Origin of the sequence: Stakelama flava (genome assembly GCF_019351405.1) — a bacterium.
In the GTDB taxonomy this organism is placed as follows: domain Bacteria; phylum Pseudomonadota; class Alphaproteobacteria; order Sphingomonadales; family Sphingomonadaceae; genus Sphingomonas; species Sphingomonas flava_A.
This window is the reverse complement of sequence record NZ_JAHWZX010000003.1, coordinates 296,192-319,084: the sequence shown is the minus strand read 5'-3', so window position 1 is coordinate 319,084 and position 22,893 is coordinate 296,192. Positions and strand designations below refer to the sequence as shown.

Genomic DNA, 22,893 nt, shown 5'->3' with positions numbered 1-22,893 from the left:
TTGTTCAGCGTGTTCTCCACGCTATGCCCTCCGCTTCGGCTTGGAATTTCGTCATGCCCTTTTTACTCAAAGGCGCGTGTGACAAAGAGAGCTCGTTGTGGAGAAGCGCCGTGTTCCTCTCGACTGCGGCTTAAACGAGATACAGCTTATGAGCGGACTAGTTGCGATAAAATGATGAAATTAAGTGTTTTTATATCGCGCTGTATCCATAAGCCTGCTTTGAGATAAGGTATGCTCATGCCCCTGTTGATTTCAAACTGGTTCGGGAAATTTGGAAATGGGAATGTCGGATAGGCCTTTCCGTTGGATCGAACGCGCCCACACCCCCCCCCTCGCACAGTCCCAGACAAAGCCAACATGGCTGCGCCTACGCATTGTAATATGTCTGGTTGCGATCGATCTAGTGAGCATCGGCTTGGGAATCGGCATCGCCATCATATTGCGCCACGTCTTTCTTGGCAGTCCCAATTCTGGGTTGTTGCTGGTGACGGTGGTTCCGATGTATCTCATTACGGCGGCAAGCTGGCATGCCTATTCGCTCAAACGCATGATCAAGGCACCGTTTACCGGCGCCAAGCTCGGACTGAAAGCCCTTGTCGTCGCCGATGCGTTGACTCTGTTCACCGCTTTTTCGTTGAAAGCCAGCGAAGACATCTCGCGATGGGTGACGATAGGCGGTTTTGTTTTCACCGGCATGGCAATGGCGCTGGGCCGCTATCTTTTCTTGCGGCACTTCACTGCGTTTCTCGACGCGCCTTTCGTCACACTTGTCATTCGCGAAAGCGGGGTTGCCTATACCGCGACCGCCAGCGTGGTGCTCACGCCCGAGGAAATCGGCATTGATCCCGACTATCATGATCCGATGATGTACGACCGTCTCGCAAAGAGGCTTCAGTTCGCTGACCGCGTGGTAGTCGCCTGCCGGCCGGAGCGGCGCACTGCTTGGGCACATGTACTCAAGGGAGCCAACATCCAAAGCGAAATCCTTGTTCCAGAGCTCGCCGCGCTTGCTCCCATCGCGATCGACCGGCACGGGCCCGACACGACTGTAATCGTCTCTGCTGGCCCGCTCGAACTGGGCGACCTCATCGCGAAACGCGCGTTCGACCTGATGACGGCCAGTATTCTCATCCTGATCTTCCTGCCGGTGCTGATCATCGTGCCCATCGCGATCCGGCTCGACAGCCGCGGGCCAGTCCTGTTCCGGCAACCGCGGATCGGTCGCGGAAACGAGATTTTTGAAATCCTCAAATTTCGTAGCATGCGCGTCGAGGAAGCCGATGCCGCAGGTCACCGCTCCGCCACCCGCGGCGACGACCGCATCACCCGCGTCGGCCGCTTTATCCGATCGACCAGCATCGACGAGTTGCCCCAGCTGTTCAACGTTTTGCGCGGCCATATGAGCATCGTCGGTCCGCGACCGCATGCGCTCAGCAGCCGAGCCGCCGACAAGCTGTTCTGGGAAATCGACTCGCGCTACTGGCACCGCCATGCCGCCAAGCCGGGACTGACTGGCCTCGCGCAGATCCGCGGCTATCGTGGTGCGACGATGGTCGAGGCTGATCTAACCAACCGGCTGCAGGCGGATCTGGAATATCTGGATAACTGGTCGCTGTGGCACGACATCGTGCTGATCTTCCTCACGCTACGTGTGCTGTTGCACCGTAACGCGTTTTGACACTTCTGCAGCAGGACAGGCAATGCAGTTAGATCACCTTTCGTCGCAGGCGGGCACCCAAATATTCAGCGTCAAGCCTTTCCTGACCGTGGATATGGCGCTAGGCGCACTTTACATCTCGCGCAGCAGCAAAATTTAAGATCCGGCTGCAAACATGGTGCATCTGATAAAGCGCATCGGCACAGTAACCAGCTTTGAATAAATGGGTTTCAAGAATGAAAAATTCCGGTGAGAGGGGGCCCCCTTACCGTAAAGTCGGGTTTAGTCGCAGTGCGTCGCTTAAGGCGCAGGGGCTCTTGATTGCGACCTACTTGTTCCTGCTCCTCTGCTTATTGGGCGGCGGCGCTTCGCGCGTCACTGACGAGCCGCTAATCGCCATTCGCCCCTTTGCTGTCTTGTTGCTAGCACTGGTGATCGCACTTGCCCCGGCCCGTATTTTTGCTCCCTATCGCGCTCCCCTACTTATCCTGGGGCTTCTCGCCCTCACCATGATCATGCAGCTTGTGCCCTTACCCCCCGGCCTTTGGCAGCAATTGCCGCTCAGTGCAGATTTCAATGTGACACTGAAGGCCGTTGGCTTGGACGAACTTTGGCGTCCGATTTCGATTGCACCCGATCTGACATTGAACAGCCTCTTCGCGCTGTTGCCCCCGATCGCCACTTTGTCTGCAGCCGCCGCGATGCCGCCGCATGTACGTAGAGACCTGATGACGTGGCTCTTAATCGGCATGGCGTTCAGCGCAGTGCTAGGTCTCGCGCAGTTCGCCGGAGGAGCGAATTCGCCGCTATATTTTTGGGAAGCGCGCTCTGCAGGCGTTGCCGATGGCGTGTTCGCTAACCGTAATCACCATGCGCTTTTCCTGACCGTCGGGCTTGCGCTGCTTGGCCCTTGGATAACGAATTCCTCTCCACACCGCCGAAATCCCAATGTTCAAACAAGGCGACTCGCGGCAGGAGGGGGTCTGGCAATTTTGTTTCTGGCGGCGGTTGTGACCACCGGCTCCCGCACCGGTAGCTTACTCGCCGCCGTAGCTACGGTTTTCAGTTATGTGGTCGTGCTGCGCTCCAACGTTGTGAAAGAAATGCGTTTGCGACTTCCGAGTCCTCTTGATTGGATAATTCGCTGGGCTTGGGTCATCACCCCACTACTGGTCATAGCCATGATTATTGCGGGGCGGGCCCTTTCGTTCGATCGTTTGACATCCTTAAGCGTCACCGGTGACCAACGCTACCGATCACTTCCTGTTATGATAGACATGGTACAGCAGTTGCTCCCGTTCGGAAGCGGATATGGCACTTTCGACACAGTTTTCCGGATATTCGAGCCAGATAGCCTGCTGCATTATGGCTATTTCAACCATGCCCATAATGATTTTCTAGAATTACTTATCGTAGGTGGTCTGCCTGCAGCCCTTATACTCGTCCTTGGCATTGCGTGGTGGATGCGTGCAACGCTTCGCGTATTGCTGGTGAGAAATCACAACTGGGATAGAACGCTTGGCAGAGCAGCGGCATTGTCTCTTCTCCTTATTGCGCTGGGCAGCTTGGTCGACTACCCGGTCCGAACACCGCTGATTGCCTGCTTGATTGCGATTTTGGTCGTTTGGTTGGTGGATGGGCAACGCGGGTCCGCTATGCCAAGGGGAACGGCGAGAGAAAGTGCCTTCAAAGCATGAGTTGCGTTTTTTTCACCTATTCTGCTAGGCCGAGCAAAACCGGGTCTGAGTAAGGCGAAGCAAGCACAGTATGAAAATCATCGTCTCTCCGGCCTTGGTCGGACTGCTCGCCCTAACGTCGTGCGCGAGCAATCATTTCGTAGGACGCCCCGATCTTACGACCGTCAAATATGGAGCGCTGCCCCCGCCTACGCGTCAGGACCTGACTGCGGCGCAGCAACCTTATATTATCGGTCCTTTCGACAAGCTTGATATCAATGTGTACGGGGTACCGGAACTAAGCATGACGGTTCAGGTCGACGCTGGCGGCTCAATGTCTCTCCCTTTGGCGGGCACGGTTCCTGCGTCAGGCAAGACCCCGTCACAGTTGGCCAACGCCATCGCTGCTAATCTGCGGAAATATGTTCGCGACCCGCAAGTGACGGTCAACACCGATGAGATAAACCAATTCGTCACGGTCGACGGAGAGGTAGCGCAACCAGGGTCATATCCAGTCATGGGAAGAATGACTTTGATCCGCGCAATTGCTGAAGCAAAAGGCATGTCGCAATACAGCGATGAGAATTTTGTTGTCGTTTTCCGCGAAGTCGATGGTAAAAAAATGGCTGCGCTATACGACCTGAGGGCAATCCGCCAAGGAATCTATGAGGATCCGCCCATTTACGCAGGCGATGTAGTTTCCGTTGGGGAGTCCGCTAGCAAGCGCACCTTTGCGCTTGCGGTCCAGGGGGCAGGTCTGCTCGTTGCGCCTCTCGTGGCAATTCTGAACTGAGTATCTGGCGTGACTACAATTTACGACGACACCGCAACTCGCCACCAAGACCGAGAAGCACTTGATAATGCGAGGCTGGCAGGTCTCTCCAAGAGTAATGATCGCGCCCAAGTAACTCCGTTCGTTGAAGCCGTTATTTCAGTCCTGATGCGTCGGCGTTGGCTGATAGGGTCGATCATTGCGGTCTGCCTGATAATCGGCATTCTGATCACAGTACTAATGACACCAATGTATACGGCGACTGCCACGATTGACATCCGCCGAGAGGATACCGGCCTAGTCCACGTTGGCGGTAATGAAACCCAAGCCGCCCTTACCGATCAGGAATTCTACGAAACTCAAGATGGGTTGCTCAAGGCTCGCACACTCGCAACGCGCATTGTCACGCGTCTTAAACTTTATGACAATGCCAGTTTTTTTGAAGCGTTTAATGCTGGAGACACTTGGTTCAAAGATGGCAAACTAGTTTCGGGTGCATCCGAGCGCAGTGACCGGATCGACGCGGCGACAAGTATTCTGTTAAATCATATGTCGGTCGAGCACGATCGGTTGTCCCGATTGTTTGACCTGAAATTCACCGGCCCCAATCCTGCATTGTCGAAACAAGTAGCCGACGCTTGGGCTTCGGAATTCATCCAGCTTTCTCTGGATCAGCGGTACAACGCTTCGTCTTTTGCACGCAAATTTCTCCAACAGCGCCTCCAACAGCTGCGTTCGCGGATTGACGAGTCCGAACGACGGGTGGTCGATTACGCGTCGCGAGAGAATTTGATCAATCTGCCAGCAAGTTCCGGGACCGAAAACACTCCCGGGCAGGCGGAGCGTTCGCTTCTAGCAGATGAGCTTGCCTCATTTAACACACAGCTTGCCAGCGCCACCGCAGACCGAATTGAAGCGGAAAGCCGCCTGCGCGCAAACGGTTCGTCAGCAGATTCGGTGCAGAACACGACACTCAGCAGTTTACGTCAACAGCGCGCGCAGCTTTCCGCTGAATACTCCAAGCTTATGGCACAGTTCGCACCGGACTATCCGCCAGCAAAGGCACTTGAGAATCAGATAAGCCAACTGGACCGATCGATTTCACGTGAGGAGACTCGTGTCTCTCAATCGCTGCAGGAAGACGCACAGGCCGCACGACTTCGCGAGGAAAATCTGCGGGAGCGTGTGAAAACATTGAGTTCGAAAATTCTCGATGCGCGCCGTCGCAGCATCCAGTACAATATCTATTTGCGTGATGCTGACACCAATCGGGAACTCTACGATGCGCTGCTTCAGCGCTATAAAGAGATCGGAGTTGCTGGAGGCGTCGCCGAAAACAATATCTCAATCGTCGACGAAGCCCAGATTCCAGGCTCTCCTTCCAGTCCTAATATACCCCTCAATATCATCCTCTCACTACTTGCCGGGATAATGCTTGGTGGTGGCGTAGCGTGGGTGCTTGAACAGATGGACAACGGCATCACCGACCCCACCGAGGTCGAAAAGGAACTTCGCAGACCCTTGCTTGGGGTTATTCCCAAAACCGACAACGATTCACTATTGGAATCGCTGCAAGATCGAAAATCCCATGCCAGCGAAGCCTATCTGTCTATCCAGACCCGGCTTTCCTTCGCAACCGCCCATGGAATCCCGCGTTCTTTGGCCGTAACGAGTACGCGTGCTGCAGAAGGCAAATCGACCTCCGCCTATGCGCTTGCGCTGTCGCTCGCGCGAACCAGAGGACGGGTATTACTAGTCGACGCCGACATGCGTTCGCCGTCAGTTCATCAGTTGATGGATTTGTCGAACGAGGCGGGGCTCAGCAATTATCTCTCCGGCAGCGTACAACTTCAAACCCTTGTACGCGCGTCGCGCTTCGAGGGGCTCGATGTGCTAGTCACCGGTCCAAGTCCGCCAAGTTCGCCGGAATTGCTAGGGGGCGAGCGGTTCGATACTCTTTTGCGTGAAGCCTTGGCTGAATATGATCATGTAGTGATTGATGCACCGCCAGTCATGGGCCTTGCTGATGCTCCGATCATTGGCAGCAAAGTCGAAAGCACGGTCTATGTTGTGGAATTCCGTGGAACGCAAAAGCGAATGGCCCAGATCGCTCTGGACCGCCTTTTCGACAGCAGAGCGTCGGTGACAGGTATCATTGTAACGAAGTTCGATGCTCGCCAAGCTAACTACGGTTATGGCTACGGCTACGGCTATGGTTACGGCTATGGTGATAATCTGGCACAAGAACCCTCTACCTTCACTTGACCAACATGCCCTCGCTTAGTCTGCATCATGCGAAAATAATCATCTTAGCCGTCGCTTCACTCTGGGCGGCTTGGTTCACGGCGACAGCGACTGCTGGCTTGGTATTCTCCAAAGACCATCCTGAACTTGCGCTTCGCTTAGCGCCGGGCAATGCCGAAGCCAATGGCAACAGGGCTAGGGATTTGCTTGCGACAGGTTTGCCCACTCCCAACTGGAACGATATCTCAGTTTACGGTCGAAAAGCTTTGATGCGATCGCCAGCAAACGTGGATGCGGTAACAGTCCTTGCTGCAGAAAACGACGCTCAGGGACACAAAGGTCTTGCTCAACTGCTATTCAAACAAGCAGATCACATGTCTCGCCACGATACCTTGACCCAGCTGTATTTGATCGAGTTAGCAGTTTCGAAAAATAATATTGAAGGTGCTCTACACCACTATAATGCTGCTCTAAGCCATTCCCGTTCTGTAGCGCCATTGCTACTGCCCACTCTCGTCACAGCCTCAGCTGATCCGACGATTGCAAAGCCTTTAGCAGAACTTTTAAAAAAGAAACCAATATGGCGAATGGCGTTTGCAAGAACGATGGTTGAAACAAAAGCTGATCCCGCAGCCAGCTTTCCTATTCTTCTTGATAGCCTGCAGCTTAATCCTGCCAATATGATGGAACGTCCAATACTTTCCGCAGCCATCAGCAGGCTTATCGATGCTGGACACGGAAAAATAGCATATCATGTCTATCATGGGTTTTACGATAGTTCACCTGCTTTACCTGCCTTGATACGCAATGGTGCCTTTGAAAACAGCGACGGATTACCTCCATTCGATTGGCAATTGCTTGACGCAAACGGTGTCACCGGCACGATCCAAAAGGATGGTAACCATAATGCATTGTTTGTATATACTGAGGACAGTGCCGCTGGCCTTGCTGCGGAGCAACGTCTTTTGCTCCAGCCCGGCGAGTATCGACTCAACGTCCAGTTCGATACATCTGGCGATGAAGGTGGCGATATTTCCGTCGTCCTTCGGTGCTCCGTGCAGGCTGATGCCCTAATCGAACTTCGTGCACGCCCACACACGCAGACAGAAAGCCATAGCGGCTCATTTACCATTCCGAAGGAATGCGCCGATCAACGAATTCAAGTAATTGCCAATCCGGTAGATCGGTTCACCAGCCAGTCGCAGGTAAACAAGATAACGATCAATCCTGCTTCTTAGCCATCCATGTAATCACCTCATCTGCACATGAGGGCGAGCCGCAGCATAGATCGCCTCAAGTTGCCGCAGGCTGGCCACGGGCGTTAGATCCTGCTCGTAACGACGCCGCGCCTGGGTCGACGCGGCCGACAGTAGCGACGGCGTCTCCAGAAGCCGCCGCACAACGCGCGCGAGATCCGCTGCATCGCCCATGGCAAAATGCCATCCGTCAACTCCATCGGTGACGATCTGAGCTAGCGCGCCGCCGGATGAAACCAGCGCGGGAACGCCGTGCGCCAAGGCCTCGACGATAACCATCGGGAAATTCTCGTACCAGAGCGAAGGGACGACCAGCAGTTGCGCGCGAAGCAGCATGCTGGCGATCGCATCGTGCGTGCAATGACCAGCAAAATGAATGTTAGGGTTCTTTCCCGCCATCTTGCGCAGTTTCGGTTCTTCCGGACCGGTGCCAACGATTGTCAACGCCATCGGCATTCGCTGCCAGGCTTGGATCAACGTATCTACGCCCTTTTCCACACTCAACCGCCCGATATACAGCGCGCCCGCGCGCGGCTCGTCCCTCGGAGGGCCGGGATCGGGCAGAAAATTGGGCTTTACCACAATGCGTTCGCGCGGGAGTCCCGCCTGGATGAACTTGTCGCGCGCAAAGCTGTTCAGCGCGATGAACCGGTCCACCTTGTGTGCCCAGGTTCCCAGCGCCGCGTGCAGCATCTCGGTTGCGGCTACGATCGCGGAGCCCCCGAGCGATCCGCGATAGCAGCGGTGAAGAATTCCAGCGACTGGCGAACGCCCCAAACAGTCTTCGCATATGCGCCCATTGCGAAACAGCAGTGCGTTAACGCAGGTTACACGGAAATTGTGCAGCGTCCAGACCACCGGCACCCCGTGCGCTGCGCAAGCGTCGAAGATGGCAGGGCTGGCAAGGGGAAACCAGTTGTGCACATGGACGATGTCGGGCGCGAACCCTGCTATGCTGCGTGCGAGCAGCCGCCGCGACCGGGGGTTATAAGGAGTGAGCAGCGCGGTGCGCGCCGCCTGCATCCGGCCGCTGATTTCGTGGTTGTCGAAAATCAGTCTTTCGACATCATGACCTGCGCTACGTAACAACTCGAACTCGGCATCACAAACCGTATCCTCGCCGCCCGCATGCTGGTAGCGATTATGGACGATCAAGATGCGCATGGTGGTCGCTTCACTCCTGTTGTATATGGGCCGGCTTCGCATTCTCTCGCTATGTGGTCCAGCGATTGCGCCGCGCGCGCTTCAGGGCACCTCGATTCGGTTCTGCCCAAGTATTAGGCCGCTCCCCCGCCCCCCGAACTTCACATTCAGCTTGGGTTGCCCTGGCGCGCGCACCACATTGCCGCTCATTCGGTTGTTTGCCATTGCCTGAGACGAGCCGTCTTCCTTCTGCTGGTAGAACAGGACAGGCTGTCCAAGCGGCAGATTGATGACGTTACCGACGATAAGATTGTCGCTGCCCCCGTGAATCTGCAACGCATAAGTGCCTTGCCCCGAAATCACGTTTCGCGAAACCTCAGCACCTGACAGCCCATCGTCGAGATAGATCGCCTTGGCTTCACCGCCGGAAGGTCCATAGTCCCTAATTCGATTGCCGCGGATGATTGCACCATTCGCAGTGGGGGTCCGACCGCTTACATAGATGGCACCGCAATCAGCTACGCGAAGGCAGGTGCGCGCCAAGCGATTATCGGTGATCCGCACACCACGCAGATTGCCGCCCGCCGAAGCGAAATAACCGATCCCGACATATCCGGTATCCGCCACGTCATTGGCTTCGACAGTAACATTCTTGGCAACCTGAACAACAAGTATCGCTGCCCGTGTCCAGCCCGGACTGGCAATATGCCGTACCACATTGTCGCGTATCGTCACGCCATCGGCGTCGCTTACAACAATTCCATTGTCGGTGAAGTTGACAATGCGCAGGCCTTGAACCGTAACATCATGGCCGGTTACCATAAGTGCCTGACCAGTCTTGTTACCGCCATCGAGGACAGGTTGCGCCCCCGGCGCGGCAATCCAGCGCTGGGGCCGAGGCGACGGCGCAATGACAAAAGGGCTGCTACGGCGGAAGATGCCTTCCATAAGATAAACTGTGCTTGCATTGCCGCTACGGACCGCTGCGCCCGCGCGTTCCAGCGAACGAAAGGCTGTCTGCGGGGTCCGACCGCTCGCCGAATCGTCACCCTGTGGCGATACATAGACGGCTTGCTGCGCTCGGGCGCGTGCGATTACCCCTCCGGGGACGATAGACAACAGCGCCGTCAGCAAGATTGAAAGAAAACGCATCACCGCTGACTATCTGCCCGGATAATCATGAGAAAAATCTGAACGCCGAACATTATACATCAGCATGGCGCGTGCGGCAGGCGTTCCGCAAAGATGACGGCATGCGGTAATGCATCAAAGCCCGCCCAACGCCAGGCGCATCAACTTTACCAGCCTCGGTCGGTCGGGTGGAAGACGCAGCCCCAGTTCGCGTTCGACCGCCCTGCGGTCGACCGGCACCCAGGCGTCCGAACATTCGTTCACATGTCGGGCAATCAGCGGGGGTGATATATGCCGCCACCATGCCGGCAGATACTCGCCCGCAAGCGCTTGCTGCATGCGGTACCCGGTACGAAGAAAGCCGTACAGTGTCTCCTGCTTCATCGATTCATTTTCTGCCACTCGGATAGAGGCGAGCACTTTAGACACCTGTCCCAACCGATAGCTCGTCGCTAATCGTGCATGGACGTAATAATCCGCCGAAGGATAATCATCCGGATCAAACCCACCGATCGTGCGCAGATCGGCGGTGCGGCATACTAGCCCGACACTATTGCCGATCACATTTCCCCAGAAAAGATGACGCGCAGTGATGGGACGCCAGCGACGTCCACGGAACATCGCCTGCCGGAGCAGCGCGGTCAGAGCATCTTCCTTGCCGGTGAAAGAGCCTTCGGCGCGCTCGTCGAGCATCCGCTTGCGGCATATCAGCGCGTCGGGGGCGCCACGTCCAGTCAGCACCGCGAGCATACGACGCGCGAAATCAGGATCCAGCAAATCGTCATCGTTAAGGATCGCGAACCATTCTCCACGTGCAAGCTCAATGCCGCGGTTCCAGTTTCCGAACATGCCGATATTCTCGGCATTGACGAAATAGCGCAGTCGGCGATTATCTGGATTCAGGGTTATGTCGTCTGCCGCCGCGCCGGTGGAAGCAGGGTCGTTGTCGATTACCACAACCTCGATTTGCTGCTCTAAATCCTGCCCTAGCGCCGATGCAAGCGCCTCTTTCAGCAACTTTTGCCGTCGGAAGGTGGGTATGGCGATGCTGAGCAGCGGGGTGGCATGACTGCCCGCATCGCTCACAAGACGCGACACCGTCCCAGACTGCGCACCCAATGCAGCACGCGGGGAAAGAGGAGATGCGTCAGAAGCCACGCAGCAGCGCTCGGATCGACCACAATAACCAGGGCCGGTCTTTCCCGGGCTTCACTCCGACAATCTGCTCCACTTCCTCGGAGGTGAATTCCTGACCCCAAAACTTTTGAATCTCAACGCGATGGCGCGCAATCATCAGCGGCGAGAAACGAAGCCACCAACGCGGCACTTCCGTTCCGGCGAGCATTTCCTGAGTCAGTCGAAAATCACGCATGAAACTTTCCAACGTCATTCGTTTCGCCGATTCATTGGCGGCAAAGCGAATACTGGCCGCTATGGCCCGATGCTGCCATAGTGCAAAAAGTTTGTTAAAGCGGATGTAGAACCAGTAATCCGCCGCCGGATATTCTTCCGGGTAGAAGCCGCCGATGCGCCGCGCATCTTGCGGACGGAATAAGAATCCGGCGCTATTGCCTAACATGCCACCCCAGAACAGCTTTTCAAAGCCGATGCGCCGTACGCTCTTGCCTTGGAAGCGCAATGCGGACCAACTCTTGGCCGCGATCTTCTTTAGTCCCGAATGATCACGCGAGACAGCGTCCGGCCGCTGATCCAGATAGCGTTTTCGACAAAGAATACCGTCGATGCGAGTATCTCGTCGTATGGCCGCAAACATCTGTGACAGAAAACCGGCGTCGATCAGATCGTCGTCGTTTAAGAGTGTCATCCATTCGCCATGCGCAAGTTCGATACAGCGGTTCCAGTTACCGAACATCCCGATGTTTTCGTCATTGACGAAATAGCGCAGATTGGCTGTTCGCGCCTCAGGAACGCGCGCAAGCAGATCATCGGCGGTCCCATTCGGATCATTGTCGACGATAACGATCCCCACCGGTTTGTCGAATTCCTGTGCAATCGCACTACGCACTGCTTCGGCAAGCAGTTCGGGTCGCTGAAAGGTTGGAATGGCAATGATGACAAACGGCTCGGCTACGCCATGTTCAAACACGCAGCGCGAAGAAACATGTGCATAATCGCCGATCGCATCGCGAAAGGGAATTTCGCTGTCCGAACGCGTAACGGAAACTGCTTTCGGTGCATCCGATACCCCGTCCTGCGGAATATCAACGGAGCCATTTGACATTAAACGTCCTTCTGAAATCAGTCCGGCTGTTCAGCGTTATGGCCGCGTCTCTCGATACACTAGTAGCGGCCACTTCCAATTATTATACGCAAGCTGCACCAGCCCCTGTGCAAACAACACGCCCGCTACACCCAATCCCGCCCATGCCGCGCTTGTTGCCAGCACGGCCACCGCAATTCCTGATACGACCGCAGGCACCGTGAAAGGAACGCGGTTGCCAGACACGATGATCGATGCTGCAAGCGTATGATTGCCTTCTAGGCCCATAGTCACGCAGAGCAACAGCAGCAGCGACCTTGGCAGCGGCGCGACATTGGCGCCGATCGCCGAAATAATCGGGCCGCCAGCGATAACAAGCACCAGCCCGCCGGCACAATAGAGCAGCGCGTAGGCGACCATACTGTTGTACCAGCGCCGACGCAGTGTCTGCCGATCACGTCGCACCTGCGCGGCAACCAACTGCGGCAAAAGGATTGTAATCGGTAGCAGCGCTATCTGCTGCAAGGCAGACATTAGTTGGAGACTCACGCCATAGCTGGCCATCATTTCGAGTCCGAAGAAAGTGGCCACCACGAAACTACTGTATCGCAGGATCAGAAAGGAGGCGATTCCCACAATGCCTTGGCGACTCGCATTCGGCCAAACGCGTGCGAACAGATGTCGAAACGCGCCGGGGCTGATCGTAAATCCGTGCAACCGCGACAAGATCGAACGTACCACAGGATATACGCTCAGCCGCCCCAACAGATCGGCTCCGACCAGTGCTACCGCCAACGCGGTCAGGCGCCCGCCAAAATAGAGTGCAATGATGCCCGTCAGAGCAAAACCACCCCGAGCAATGATCAAATAGATATAGTTCGTCTGAACGCGATCAGTGCCGATCAGCAGCGGACTAATCCACTGAAAATAGATGCCAAGACAGGCTCCGAACGAGAAAATCAGCCAGCTGCGCGATACATATCCGACGTCTAGCCCGGATTTTGCGGCGATCGATGATACATACCAAAGACCAAAGGTCGCCAGAATCAGGAAAAGCAGCGCTGCCAATCCGAAATAGATGCGGCGAGCGACCAGTAATAGTTCGTTAAGCAGCCCCCAGTTCGGTTCATCATGAACGGCTTCCGAAATTCCCTCTGTATGAAGGTCGGATGCCCCCGAATGCGCAAGGGCAATGTTACGGGCAAAGGTAGGCTGAAATCCGAAGTCGGCAATCAGCACCAGCCCCTGAATCGTGATGAACAGGTACCAAATCCCGATTTCTTCCGACGATAACCGAGTGAAGAGCATCGGTAGCAGGAGGAGTGCGGAGCCATATTGTGCCGCCTGTGCGGCGAAGCCGGCGATCATGGCACCGCTGCGCCGCGCCCGCATCCAGATTTTCATGGAACGTCGGCGTGACCGGCAACATAATCAAACAGCGTATTCTGCCGCTTCCAGCCCGGCAACAATGTCTCCTCGGTTACAGCGACAGGTTCCATAACCTCCCGCGCGCGATAGGGTCGTCCAGCGAATTCCGGCTGCAATGGCCGTCCCAGCGCTTCAGCGACCAGCCCCGCCAGCGATTTCACCGAATGGCGCTCACCGGATAGAAGATAACTTTCTGGAAGCGGCGCGGGGGCAGCAAGCATCCGCTCTGCCGCGATTACAAACCCATTCACGACATCGTCGACATGAGTAAGATCGACAATCTGGTCGCCGGGTGACATTGCTAGGTTTTCGCCCGTACGCGCAGCGTCGATCAGGATCTGGATCAATTTTCGCCGTTTGTCTCCGCGACCATAGGTATCGAACAAACGCAGCGTCACGACCGACAAATCGCGTGCATCGGCATAATAGGCCAGCAGATCCTCCGCCGCCTGCTTAGTCGCGGCGTAGAGATTGACCGGCAGATACGGTTCGCCGTGAAACTGCTGCCACGCGGTGCCAGTGTTGATCAGGTGGCGCACGCCTGCTCCATGCATCGCTTCGGCAAGCAGCGCAGGAAACAGGATGTTCGAACGGACCAGCCCCTCCACCTGCTCTGGGCGATGCTCGGCCAGATACAGCGATGCGAGATGAAACACGACATCGGGGGCGGCGCGACGCAGAACTGGCGTCAGATCTTGCCCGTCTTCAACGATATGAAATGTGATCGTGTCAGCAAAAGACAGGCTTGCCGTATCGCTGCCGGGCCGTACCAGTGCGTCCACCATCCATCCATCAGCGATCAGCCGCCGTGCCAGCACACCGCCGATAAAGCCGGTGATTCCCGTAACCAGTGCGCGCCGGCTCATTGCGCCGCCTTCGCCGCATCAAACACGAACGGCGTCTCGAAGTCAGCAAAGCGGGGGTGACGCCGATCACGGTCGGAGAGCTCCGGATCGGAAACCGGCCAGTCGAACGCTATACTGTCCCATGCGATGCCCGCGTCCTGTTCGGGCGCATGGACGCTGGTTACCTTATAATACATGCCGCTATCTTCGGCCTTCGATACGAAACCATGTGCGCAACCGGTCGGTAAATAAAGACCGCGACCGTTTTCTGCGCTCAATGTGAAGCCGAGCGCGGTACCAAACGCAGGTGAACCGCGCCGCAAATCGACTACTACATCAAGTACTTCGCCGGTCAGGCAAAACACCATTTTGGCGTGATCGACGGGCGGAAGCTGAAAATGCATCCCGCGTACCACCCCTTTTGCAGAGGCAGAAAAATATTCCTCGCGCCAGTCGGTGCGCAGCCCCAGTTCCTCGAATCGCGGCGTATGGAACGTCTTGATGAAACTGCCGCGCCTATCACGCAGCAACCGTGCCTGCAGAACATAGCATCCAGGAATTCCGGTCGTTTCGATCTCCATCGACGCGATCCTTCGCTTGCATTAGAAATTCAGTCCGAAAAACTCTTCCAGCTTGTCGCCGACATAGTCGAAATGTTCAGCGTCCAGCGCGGGGAAGAGACCCAGCCAGAAGGTGTTGTTCATGATCTGGTCGGTGCGGGTCAGGTCGCCGACCACGCGATAGTCGACATGCTGGAAATAGGGCTGGCGCGTCAGATTGCCAGCGAACAGCAGGCGGGTGCCGATCTTGTTCTGGTCGAGGAAGCGAGTCACGTCGACGCGCTTGGCATCGACGCCATCACGTAGCATCAGCGGGAAGCCGAACCAGGACGGGTCCGAATTGGGCGTCGCCTCTGGCAGGATGAATATCTCCTCAAGGCTCTTCAGTCGCTCGGTAAGCAGCGCGAAGTTGCGCCGGCGCGCTTCGACGAACCCTTCGGCGCGATCGAGCTGCGCAAGGCCGCACGCCGCCTGCATGTCGGTTATCTTCAGATTGTAGCCAAGGTGCGAATACACATATTTGTGGTCATAGCCGAAGGGCAGCGTCCCGTGCTGCTGCGAGAAACGCTCACCGCAGGTATTGTCACAGCCCGGCGCGCAATAGCAGTCGCGGCCCCAGTCACGGATGCTTTCGATGATCGGCCGCAGTTCAGCGGATTGCGTGAAGACCGCGCCGCCTTCGCCCATCGTTATGTGGTGGGCGGGATAGAAGCTGACCGTGGCCACATCGCCCCACAGGCCGACCTTCTTGCCGTCATAGGTGGCGCCCAGCGCGTCGCAGCAATCCTCGACCAGCCACAGATCATGCTCGTCGCAGATGCGGCGAACCTCGGCCAAGTTGAACGGATTGCCCAGCGTGTGCGCCAGCATGATCGCGCCGGTCTTTTCGGTGATCGCCGCTTCGATCAGGCTGGCGTCGATATTATAGGTCGGCACGTCGACATCGACGAATACCGGCACCAGGCCGTGCTGAATCGAGGGGTTGACCGTGGTGGGAAAACCCGCCGCCACGGTGATAACCTCGTCACCCGGCTTCAGCCGGCGATCGCCCAGCTTGTGGCTGGTAAGGCTCGACAGCGCAAGCAGGTTCGCCGATGAGCCCGAAGTGGTGGTGAGCACAAAGGGTGCGCCCAGCAGCTTGGCAAGCCCCGCCTCGAATTCGGTGTTGAACCGGCCGGTGGTCAGCCAGCCATCGAGTGAAGCTTCGACCATCATTTCGATTTCAGGCGCGCCGATAACCTTGCCGGCGGGGGGGATCATGGTTTCGCCCGGAACGAACGGCTTGGGAGCAAATTGCGCTTCGGCGTAGCGGCCAACAAGCGTACGAATTTCGCGGCGAAGATCGTCAGCGTTCATATAGTCGGATCCTATGCGGCTTGCAGGAGCGGTGTGGCAGTGAAACCATCCAGCTCGGCGAGACAGTGAGAATGCATATCGGCGCCCGAAAGCCAGGCGCGATGCCAGGTAACGATACTATCAAGCGCGCGCGAAAGCGGCCAGCGTGGCGACCAACCAAGCTCGGCGCGTGCCTTCGAAATATCGAGCTTGAGGTAGCGCGCCTCGTGCGGCTGCACACTTTCATCATGCGTCCATTCGGCAACTTCGCCCCAAAGCGCGCACATGCGCTCGACGATCCACTGGACCGGGCGGGCATCGGTATCGGACGGGCCGAAATTGAACGCTTGTGCCGCCGTGCCGGGATCGTTCCACAACGCCTGACACAGCATCAGATAACCCGATAGCGGTTCGAGCACATGCTGCCACGGGCGGATCGCCAGCGGGTTGCGAATCAGCACCGGGCGCTCCTCGGCGATCGCGCGCAGAATGTCGGGAATCAGACGATCCACAGCCCAGTCGCCGCCGCCGATCACATTGCCCGCACGTCCCGAACCGACTGCGGCCCCATGACCACCTTGCGCGTTCGAAAAAAAGGACTGGCGATAGGCCGAAGTGACGAGTTCGGCGCACCCCTTGGAATTGCTGTAGGGATCATAGCCGCCCATCGCTTCATTCTCGCGATAGCCCCAATCCCATTCGCGGTTTTCGTAGCATTTATCGGTGGTGACGATGCAGATCGCACGAACCGAAGGCACACGGCGCGCGGCCTCCATCAAATGCACCGTGCCCATCACGTTGGTGGCATAGGTACCGACCGGATCGTCATAGGAAGCGCGTACCAAAGGCTGCGCCGCCATGTGGATGACGATGTCGGGTCGCGCCTCGACCAGCGCGTTCTCCAGCATCTCGCGGTCACGGATGTCGCCGATGATCGAGGTCATCGCGTCGGCAACCCTGGCCACGTCGAACAATGCCGGCTCGGTGGGTGGTGCCAGCGCAAACCCCGTCAGTTCGGCGCCCATTTTCTGAAGCCACAATGACAGCCAGCTGCCCTTGAACCCGGTATGCCCAGTCAGGAAAACACGCTTGCCAGCCCAGAAGGCGGGGTCGACCGCGTCCTGTGTCGATAATCTTACCACAGTCGCCACGGCGCCTTTCCGCTATCCCAAAGGGCTTCGAGCTGCTGCTTGTCGCGCAGTGTATCCATCGGCTGCCAATAGCCGTGATGTTCGAACGCCATCAGCTCGCCGTCTGTGGCAAGCGAGCGCAGCGGCTCCTGCTCCCAGATGGTGGCGTCGCTGCTGATATAATCAAGAACCTTGGGACTCAGCACGAAGAAACCGCCGTTGATCATGCCGCCATCGCCCTTGGGCTTTTCCAGAAAGTCGGTAACCTGATCATCGACAATATCGAGCGCACCGAAGCGGCCCGGCGGATAGGTGGCGGTCAGCGTCGCCGCCTTGCCATGCGCGCGGTGAAATTCAAGCGACTTGGTAATATCGATATCGCCAACACCGTCGCCATAGGTGAAGAAAAACGCTTCTTCATCACGAACATGGTCCGCTACGCGCTTCAACCGCCCGCCGGTCATCGACTCGTCGCCGGTATCGACCAGCGTGACCTTCCAAGGTTCGGCGCGCTTTTCGTGAACGATCATGTCATTGCCGCGCATGTCGAAGGTAACGTCGGACATGTGCAGGAAGTAGTTGGCAAAATACTCCTTGATCACATAGCCCTTATATCCGCAGCAGATCACGAAATCGTTCACGCCATGGGCGGAATAGATTTTCATGATATGCCAAAGTATGGGACGCCCGCCGATCTCGATCATCGGCTTGGGGCGCAGGCTGGTTTCCTCGGCGAAACGCGTGCCCAGCCCGCCGGCCAGAATGACTGCCTTCATTTCTGTCCTATCCTCAGTTAGAGCTTACAAAAGCGTCTGAAAAGAAGCGCTTCGCCGGTAAGCCAAGCGCAAGGAGGGCCTCACGCGCGGAACCAATCATCGCGTTCGAACCGCACGCATAGACGACCGTATCGGCCGGATCGACCCCATGATGAATAGCCGCCTGCTGGACATAGCCGCGCGCGCCGCCCCAACTGGCGTCGGGGCCCGAAAGCAGATGGTGAAAGCCGATGTCAAGCCCCAGGTCGACAGGATCCCAGCAGAAATTTTCCGCCTCGCGATTGCCCCAGAATACGCTGAGCCGGTGCTGCCGGGCACGTTCCGGATCGCGCGCCAGCTCCTCAAGCAGCGCCTTGACCGGCGCGATGCCGGTGCCGGTAGCCAGGAATAGAATGTTGACGGGCGCTTGATCGCGCAAAAAGAATGTGCCGAAAGGCCCTTCGATCCGCAACAAATCGTTGGGCTTCGCCTCCTCGAACCAGTACTGACTCAGGACGCCGCCCGGATATTGTTTGATGAACAGTTCGAGCAACCCGTCCTCGCGCGGCGCATTGGCCAGCGAATAGCTGCGCCGTACATCGCGCGCGATCACGTCGATATACTGGCCGGGCAGAAAACGCATGGTCGAGGTCGGCGGCGTTTTCAGCACCACGCGGACAATTGCCGGCGCGACGCGCTCGATCGATACGATCCGGCTCGGCATGGTCTTGATTTCCATCCCCGCCAGACGATCGAGCGGCTCGACGTCCAAGGTGACATCGCTTATCGCGGTCCGGCAACAGGTGAGGATAATACCTCGCGCCGCCTCTTCAGGCGAAAGGCTCTCGTCTTCAGGGCGCAGCGGATCGGTATCGCCAGAAACGACGGAAGCCTTGCAGATGCCGCAGCGTCCCGTCCGGCAGCTATATTCCAGCGTCACCCCCTGGATGCGCGCCGCATCCAAAATCGAAATGCCGGCACCTGCTAAGAAGGATCGTTCATTATTGAGCGTAACAACAGGCATATGCGCAGACCTGATAGAGATTTATCGTACTGCGTCCATAGCCAGCTCGTTCGCAATCCGGGCACCGGAAAGATACGCACCGCTAGCTGACGGACGCCGAACCCATAAATGGTGCGGCAACGGAGCCGCTATGCACAATTGCATCTTCGGCCCCGGGAAATCCGGCCGCGGCCCGATAGGCCAACCATCCGATCAGGAAAGCAGCTCCAAACAGGAAGTTAATGCTCGCCAAGCCCACATTTACCATCAGCACAACAAACAGCATGGCGCAGACAAAATAATCAAACGTACGCCCCTCCGACGCGATGGCGGCCGTCTTTTTAAACAGTCCTGCAATATACCAAATCAGGATTCCGCCGCCGAGAAGTCCCATGCGATAGCCTGCATCAACGAATGCATTATGGGATCCCACAAGGATGAAATCGGCCTGTTCAATACCCGCGATCGACACGTCAGTCGACGAAAGTTGGTAAAGCGGCCGTATCGTTTCCGTTCCGAAGCCCTGCCCCACGCCATAGGATGCGATTATCCGTTCGATTGCATCATGCCAGAAAAAAAGGCGAATGCCCGTGTTGGGATCCAGCTGCCAGATCGCATCAGCGAACGGCACCGCCGCAATCGAAATCGCGACAAGACCGAATATGAAAACCAGCAAACCTGCCCGCGCCAGACGGGGCACGATCAGACCACCGAGCAGGAACATGGCCACGAGTTGCGATTGGAAAGAGCCTGCTGTCGCAACGAAAAGCAGAACGACCAGCGCGCGCATTCCTTTGGAACAATAGCCTCCCCCATATATCTGACGAACGATCAGAAACGCGAAAATACTCTCGATATTGAAAAGCTGTATCACGCCCAGACCGGAAATCGATCCGATCATATAAGCGTAATAAGCTTTCCCGATGAGGCATATCAAAATCAGGAATTTCTCAAACGCCAGAAAGGCGGTGTCCCCCCTGTCGACCCGCTCATGGTAATAAGCAAAAATCGGAACCATGACAGGTAACAGAAACGCATAACTGGCCTGCTGGATGATCACGCTGCGGTCGAACAGCAACGTGTTCCAATGCAGCCACCCGATCATCGAAATGAGCGTGTACAACGCGGCCAATGCCGTCAGCCACCACAGCGGCCGCTGCACATACCAGCGCATCATTGGCAGCCATATAACAATAATGCAGGCGAAAGCGATGGCCAAGCCGGGGGCACCCAGTGCACGGGTCTCTTGGAAGAAGATCGCGTAAAGGAACGATACGGCAAAGCAGCCGATCTGGATTTCGACCGGAAGGGCGGATCTTTCCGCGCTGCGAGAAGAAGAGTTCAATGTCGTAGCCATTCCGGAATCGGTCGCCGCAAAAATCGCCAACCGAAGGCAGCCGGCATTCCAGTCTATTGGCGCAAGCAAGCAACCGTCGCAACCATGTGCGTCCGTATCGCGCATTTCCCATGCAGCGCAACACACCGCCCTTTAATCGGTAAGGGCAGCTTTGGAAAGCACCAAGCATGAATCGCGCTCTTGCCACACCTCTTGCGAGAAACTAGCGAAAATTCCGTTTAGGCTACGGGAACGTCGTGGAGGACCTCGGACGAAACGAAAATTGCTACGTTACCCCGGGTAAACAGTTCGGACTTAGGGCCGCAAACCAGCAAGTACGCAAAAACGAGCGCGAAAATATGACAAGCGAGATTCAAGCTCCCCGAAACAGGAACAGCTCTAACGTGCGCGCGCCCGCGCGGCAGCTGGCGCCGATCGCCGACATCCTGGGCGTACCGGTTAGCCGCATCACGATCCCGCGCGCTATCGCCCTGATCCGCGGTGCGATCGACAATGAACAATCGCAATATATCTGCGTGCGTGACGTTCATGGCGTGATGCACGCGCTCAGAGACCCCGAGATGATGGAAATTCAGCGCGAGGCAGGACTGGTGACGCCCGATGGGATGCCGCTTGTCTGGGTGGCCAGAGCGCGGGGCTATGATGACATTGACCGGGTATGCGGAGCCGATCTGATGGAAGCGCTGTGCGAGGCAACCCGGCACACCGGCATCGGGCATTTCTTCTACGGTGGACGCGAAGGTGTCGCGGAAGCCCTCATCGCCGCATTGACGCAGCGGTTTCCGGGGATGACCGTGGCGGGCCACTATTGCCCGCCCTTCCGCCCGCTGACGCCCGAAGAGGATGCCATGATCACCGCGCAGATCAGGGAAAGCGGGGCCAAGATCGTCTGGGTCGGCATCAGCACGCCCAAGCAGGAGCTCTGGATGCGCGACCATGTCACGAAACTACCGGGGGTCACGCTGCTCGGCGTGGGTGCGGCGTTTGACTTCCACGCGGGTATGATCAACCGTGCGCCGGTGTGGATGCGTGCCCGAGGACTGGAATGGGCACATCGCCTGGCAAGCGAGCCGCGCCGGCTGTGGCGGCGCTATCTTATCATGGCGCCGCAGTTCGTCATCCGGGTCGCTCGCGAATCCTGGAAGCTGAGAAGGCGCTGAAGCGCTACCCGTTTCGGCGATGTGAGGACGCCGTGCTGAGATAGGCGTCATAGGCATCGAGATAGCGCTCGCACATCCGGTCGACCGAAAATTGCCGGCCGTGTTCAGCGGCTACCGCTCGCAGGCGGCGCGTACCGTCGACGTCAGCGGCCGCTTCGGCAAGTTTGCAGGCAAGTGCCGGGGCATCCTCGTTGGGGGCGCGCAGCGGCCAGTCCGGCGGCAACACTGCGCGCAGTCCCGGCGCGTCTGTAGCGAGTACCGGCGTGCCGGATGCAAATGCCTCAAGTGCAACCAAAGGGAGCCCTTCGAAACGAGAGGGCATGATGAGAAGATCGAAATCGGAAATTCGCTGGCGCGCGTCCGTCACCGGGGGCAACAGCGTAACGTTGGTCATATCAGCAACCGCCTGTCGGAAACCGTCGTCGTGCACTGCATCGGAGTAGATCGTCAGGTGGAAAGCTGCCGCGCTATCCTGCAGCGCACGCAATGCTGCGATCAGCACATCAAGACCCTTTTGCGGAGTGGATCTTCCGAAGAACGCTGCCTGCAACAACCCCGTCCGCACCTTCGCGCTATCGTCGCCACGAAAGGGAACGCCATTCAGGATCGTCTGCCGGTGTTCGCTGAGCTCAAGCCCCAGCGAGCGTCGCAATTCGACGTGCGCATCCATCGCAGCAGGGGACACCGCGATCACCAGATCGTCGTTCCAGCCCCGTTCGCTGATCTTTCCCAGCAAGCGATGTCCCGGCCAGAGCACAACATTGTGAATGGTGCGCGCCAGGGTGAGGCGGTGCGTTCGGCGCACCATCGAAACGGCGAATTCGGCATGGTCGACATGCGCATGGACCAGATCAAATCGTTCGCGTCGAAGCAGTGCGGCCAGCGCCGGCAGTCTGCGGATCAGTCCAATTCGTTTATCCGTCGCACCCAGCTCATGACAGGGAACACCGGCATCCGCCAAGCGCTGCTTCATGCCAGCAGAAAAATCGATCAGCGCTGGATCGGGCTTCACGAGCCCGACCATGTGGACATTGATGCCCCGCGCACGGAAACGCAGCGACAAATCCTCGGCCACCTGCTCAGCCCCGCCGAGCGAAAAGCCAGTGATAACGTGCGCGACCTTCACCGCTCTACCACCCAGTCAGTTTCTATTCGCGGTTGCGGCAAAACCGCTCTAAGCTGCCGCGCGCAGGCGCGTATATCAAATCCGGTTCGGACGC

General features: G+C 57.3%; 19 protein-coding genes. 6 read left to right on the top strand and 13 right to left on the bottom strand.

The features are described 5' to 3' along the window. Nucleotides 1-415 precede the first annotated feature (415 nt). The 5 genes from KY084_RS16300 to KY084_RS05220 all read left to right on the top strand — a co-directional run bounded on the left by KY084_RS16300 (nt 416) and on the right by KY084_RS05220 (nt 7,587). The gene (locus KY084_RS16300; protein WP_246586883.1) at nt 416-1,678 is read left to right on the top strand and encodes a sugar transferase; all 1,263 of its coding nucleotides are present in this window, start codon (nt 416-418) and stop codon (nt 1,676-1,678) included. 296 nt (nt 1,679-1,974) lie between these two features. After that, the gene (locus tag KY084_RS05235; RefSeq protein WP_219237368.1) at nt 1,975-3,354 is read left to right on the top strand and encodes an O-antigen ligase family protein; all 1,380 of its coding nucleotides are present in this window, start codon (nt 1,975-1,977) and stop codon (nt 3,352-3,354) included. Between the two features lie 70 nt (nt 3,355-3,424). After that, entirely contained in the window at nt 3,425-4,126 is a 702-nt protein-coding gene (locus KY084_RS05230) for a polysaccharide biosynthesis/export family protein (RefSeq protein WP_246586882.1), read from the top strand. A gap of 9 nt (nt 4,127-4,135) precedes the next feature. Further along, nucleotides 4,136-6,370: a GumC family protein gene (locus KY084_RS05225; protein ID WP_219237367.1), complete on the top strand. Its 2,235-nt coding sequence runs from the start codon at nt 4,136-4,138 to the stop codon at nt 6,368-6,370. Beyond that, nucleotides 6,367-7,587: a tetratricopeptide repeat protein gene (locus KY084_RS05220; RefSeq protein WP_219237366.1), complete on the top strand. Its 1,221-nt coding sequence runs from the start codon at nt 6,367-6,369 to the stop codon at nt 7,585-7,587. Before KY084_RS05225 ends, KY084_RS05220 begins: the two co-directional genes overlap by 4 nt. Before the next feature lie 12 nt (nt 7,588-7,599). Here KY084_RS05220 and KY084_RS05215 read toward each other — a convergent pair whose 3' ends face one another. The 12 genes from KY084_RS05215 to KY084_RS05160 all read right to left on the bottom strand — a co-directional run bounded on the left by KY084_RS05215 (nt 7,600) and on the right by KY084_RS05160 (nt 20,618). Next, a complete protein-coding gene (locus KY084_RS05215; protein WP_219237365.1) occupies nt 7,600-8,769 on the bottom strand; it encodes a glycosyltransferase in 1,170 nt (389 codons plus the stop codon). Between the two features lie 81 nt (nt 8,770-8,850). Beyond that, entirely contained in the window at nt 8,851-9,900 is a 1,050-nt protein-coding gene (locus KY084_RS05210) for a right-handed parallel beta-helix repeat-containing protein (protein WP_219237364.1), read from the bottom strand. Nucleotides 9,901-10,014: 114 nt separating this feature from the next. Beyond that, nucleotides 10,015-10,965, bottom strand: coding sequence for a glycosyltransferase family 2 protein (locus KY084_RS05205; RefSeq protein WP_219237363.1), 951 nt, complete (start codon nt 10,963-10,965; stop codon nt 10,015-10,017). Between the two features lie 61 nt (nt 10,966-11,026). Then, entirely contained in the window at nt 11,027-12,121 is a 1,095-nt protein-coding gene (locus KY084_RS05200; protein WP_219237362.1) for a glycosyltransferase family 2 protein, read from the bottom strand. Between the two features lie 36 nt (nt 12,122-12,157). Then, on the bottom strand, nt 12,158-13,504 hold the full coding sequence (wzx, locus tag KY084_RS05195; protein WP_219237361.1) for an O-unit flippase-like protein: 1,347 nt from the start codon (nt 13,502-13,504) through the stop codon (nt 12,158-12,160). Continuing rightward, nucleotides 13,501-14,394, bottom strand: coding sequence for an NAD-dependent epimerase/dehydratase family protein (locus KY084_RS05190; RefSeq protein ID WP_219237360.1), 894 nt, complete (start codon nt 14,392-14,394; stop codon nt 13,501-13,503). The genes wzx and KY084_RS05190 overlap by 4 nt, the downstream gene beginning before the upstream one ends. Next, the gene (gene rfbC, locus KY084_RS05185) at nt 14,391-14,954 is read right to left on the bottom strand and encodes a dTDP-4-dehydrorhamnose 3,5-epimerase (protein ID WP_219237359.1); all 564 of its coding nucleotides are present in this window, start codon (nt 14,952-14,954) and stop codon (nt 14,391-14,393) included. Before rfbC ends, KY084_RS05190 begins: the two co-directional genes overlap by 4 nt. 21 nt (nt 14,955-14,975) lie before the next feature. Next, on the bottom strand, nt 14,976-16,289 hold the full coding sequence (gene rfbH, locus KY084_RS05180) for a lipopolysaccharide biosynthesis protein RfbH (protein ID WP_219237358.1): 1,314 nt from the start codon (nt 16,287-16,289) through the stop codon (nt 14,976-14,978). A gap of 11 nt (nt 16,290-16,300) precedes the next feature. Beyond that, nucleotides 16,301-17,419, bottom strand: coding sequence for a CDP-glucose 4,6-dehydratase (gene rfbG / locus KY084_RS05175; protein WP_343227955.1), 1,119 nt, complete (start codon nt 17,417-17,419; stop codon nt 16,301-16,303). Further along, complete coding sequence (rfbF, locus tag KY084_RS05170) at nt 17,404-18,174, bottom strand: glucose-1-phosphate cytidylyltransferase (RefSeq protein ID WP_219237357.1); 771 nt, start codon at nt 18,172-18,174, stop codon at nt 17,404-17,406. Before rfbF ends, rfbG begins: the two co-directional genes overlap by 16 nt. A gap of 13 nt (nt 18,175-18,187) precedes the next feature. Continuing rightward, nucleotides 18,188-19,177, bottom strand: a complete 990-nt coding sequence (locus tag KY084_RS05165) for an FAD-binding oxidoreductase (protein WP_219237356.1) — start codon at nt 19,175-19,177, stop codon at nt 18,188-18,190. Nucleotides 19,178-19,259: 82 nt separating this feature from the next. After that, nucleotides 19,260-20,618, bottom strand: a complete 1,359-nt coding sequence (locus KY084_RS05160) for a hypothetical protein (protein ID WP_219237355.1) — start codon at nt 20,616-20,618, stop codon at nt 19,260-19,262. A 233-nt stretch (nt 20,619-20,851) separates the two neighbouring features. Between KY084_RS05160 and KY084_RS05155 the strand changes: the two genes are divergently transcribed. Continuing rightward, nucleotides 20,852-21,673, top strand: a complete 822-nt coding sequence (locus tag KY084_RS05155; protein ID WP_219237354.1) for a WecB/TagA/CpsF family glycosyltransferase — start codon at nt 20,852-20,854, stop codon at nt 21,671-21,673. A 4-nt stretch (nt 21,674-21,677) separates the two neighbouring features. Here KY084_RS05155 and KY084_RS05150 read toward each other — a convergent pair whose 3' ends face one another. After that, nucleotides 21,678-22,799 carry a glycosyltransferase family 4 protein gene (locus tag KY084_RS05150; protein WP_219237353.1) on the bottom strand — a complete coding sequence of 374 codons (1,122 nt, stop codon included), beginning with the start codon at nt 22,797-22,799 and terminating at the stop codon, nt 21,678-21,680. Nucleotides 22,800-22,893: the final 94 nt, after the last annotated feature.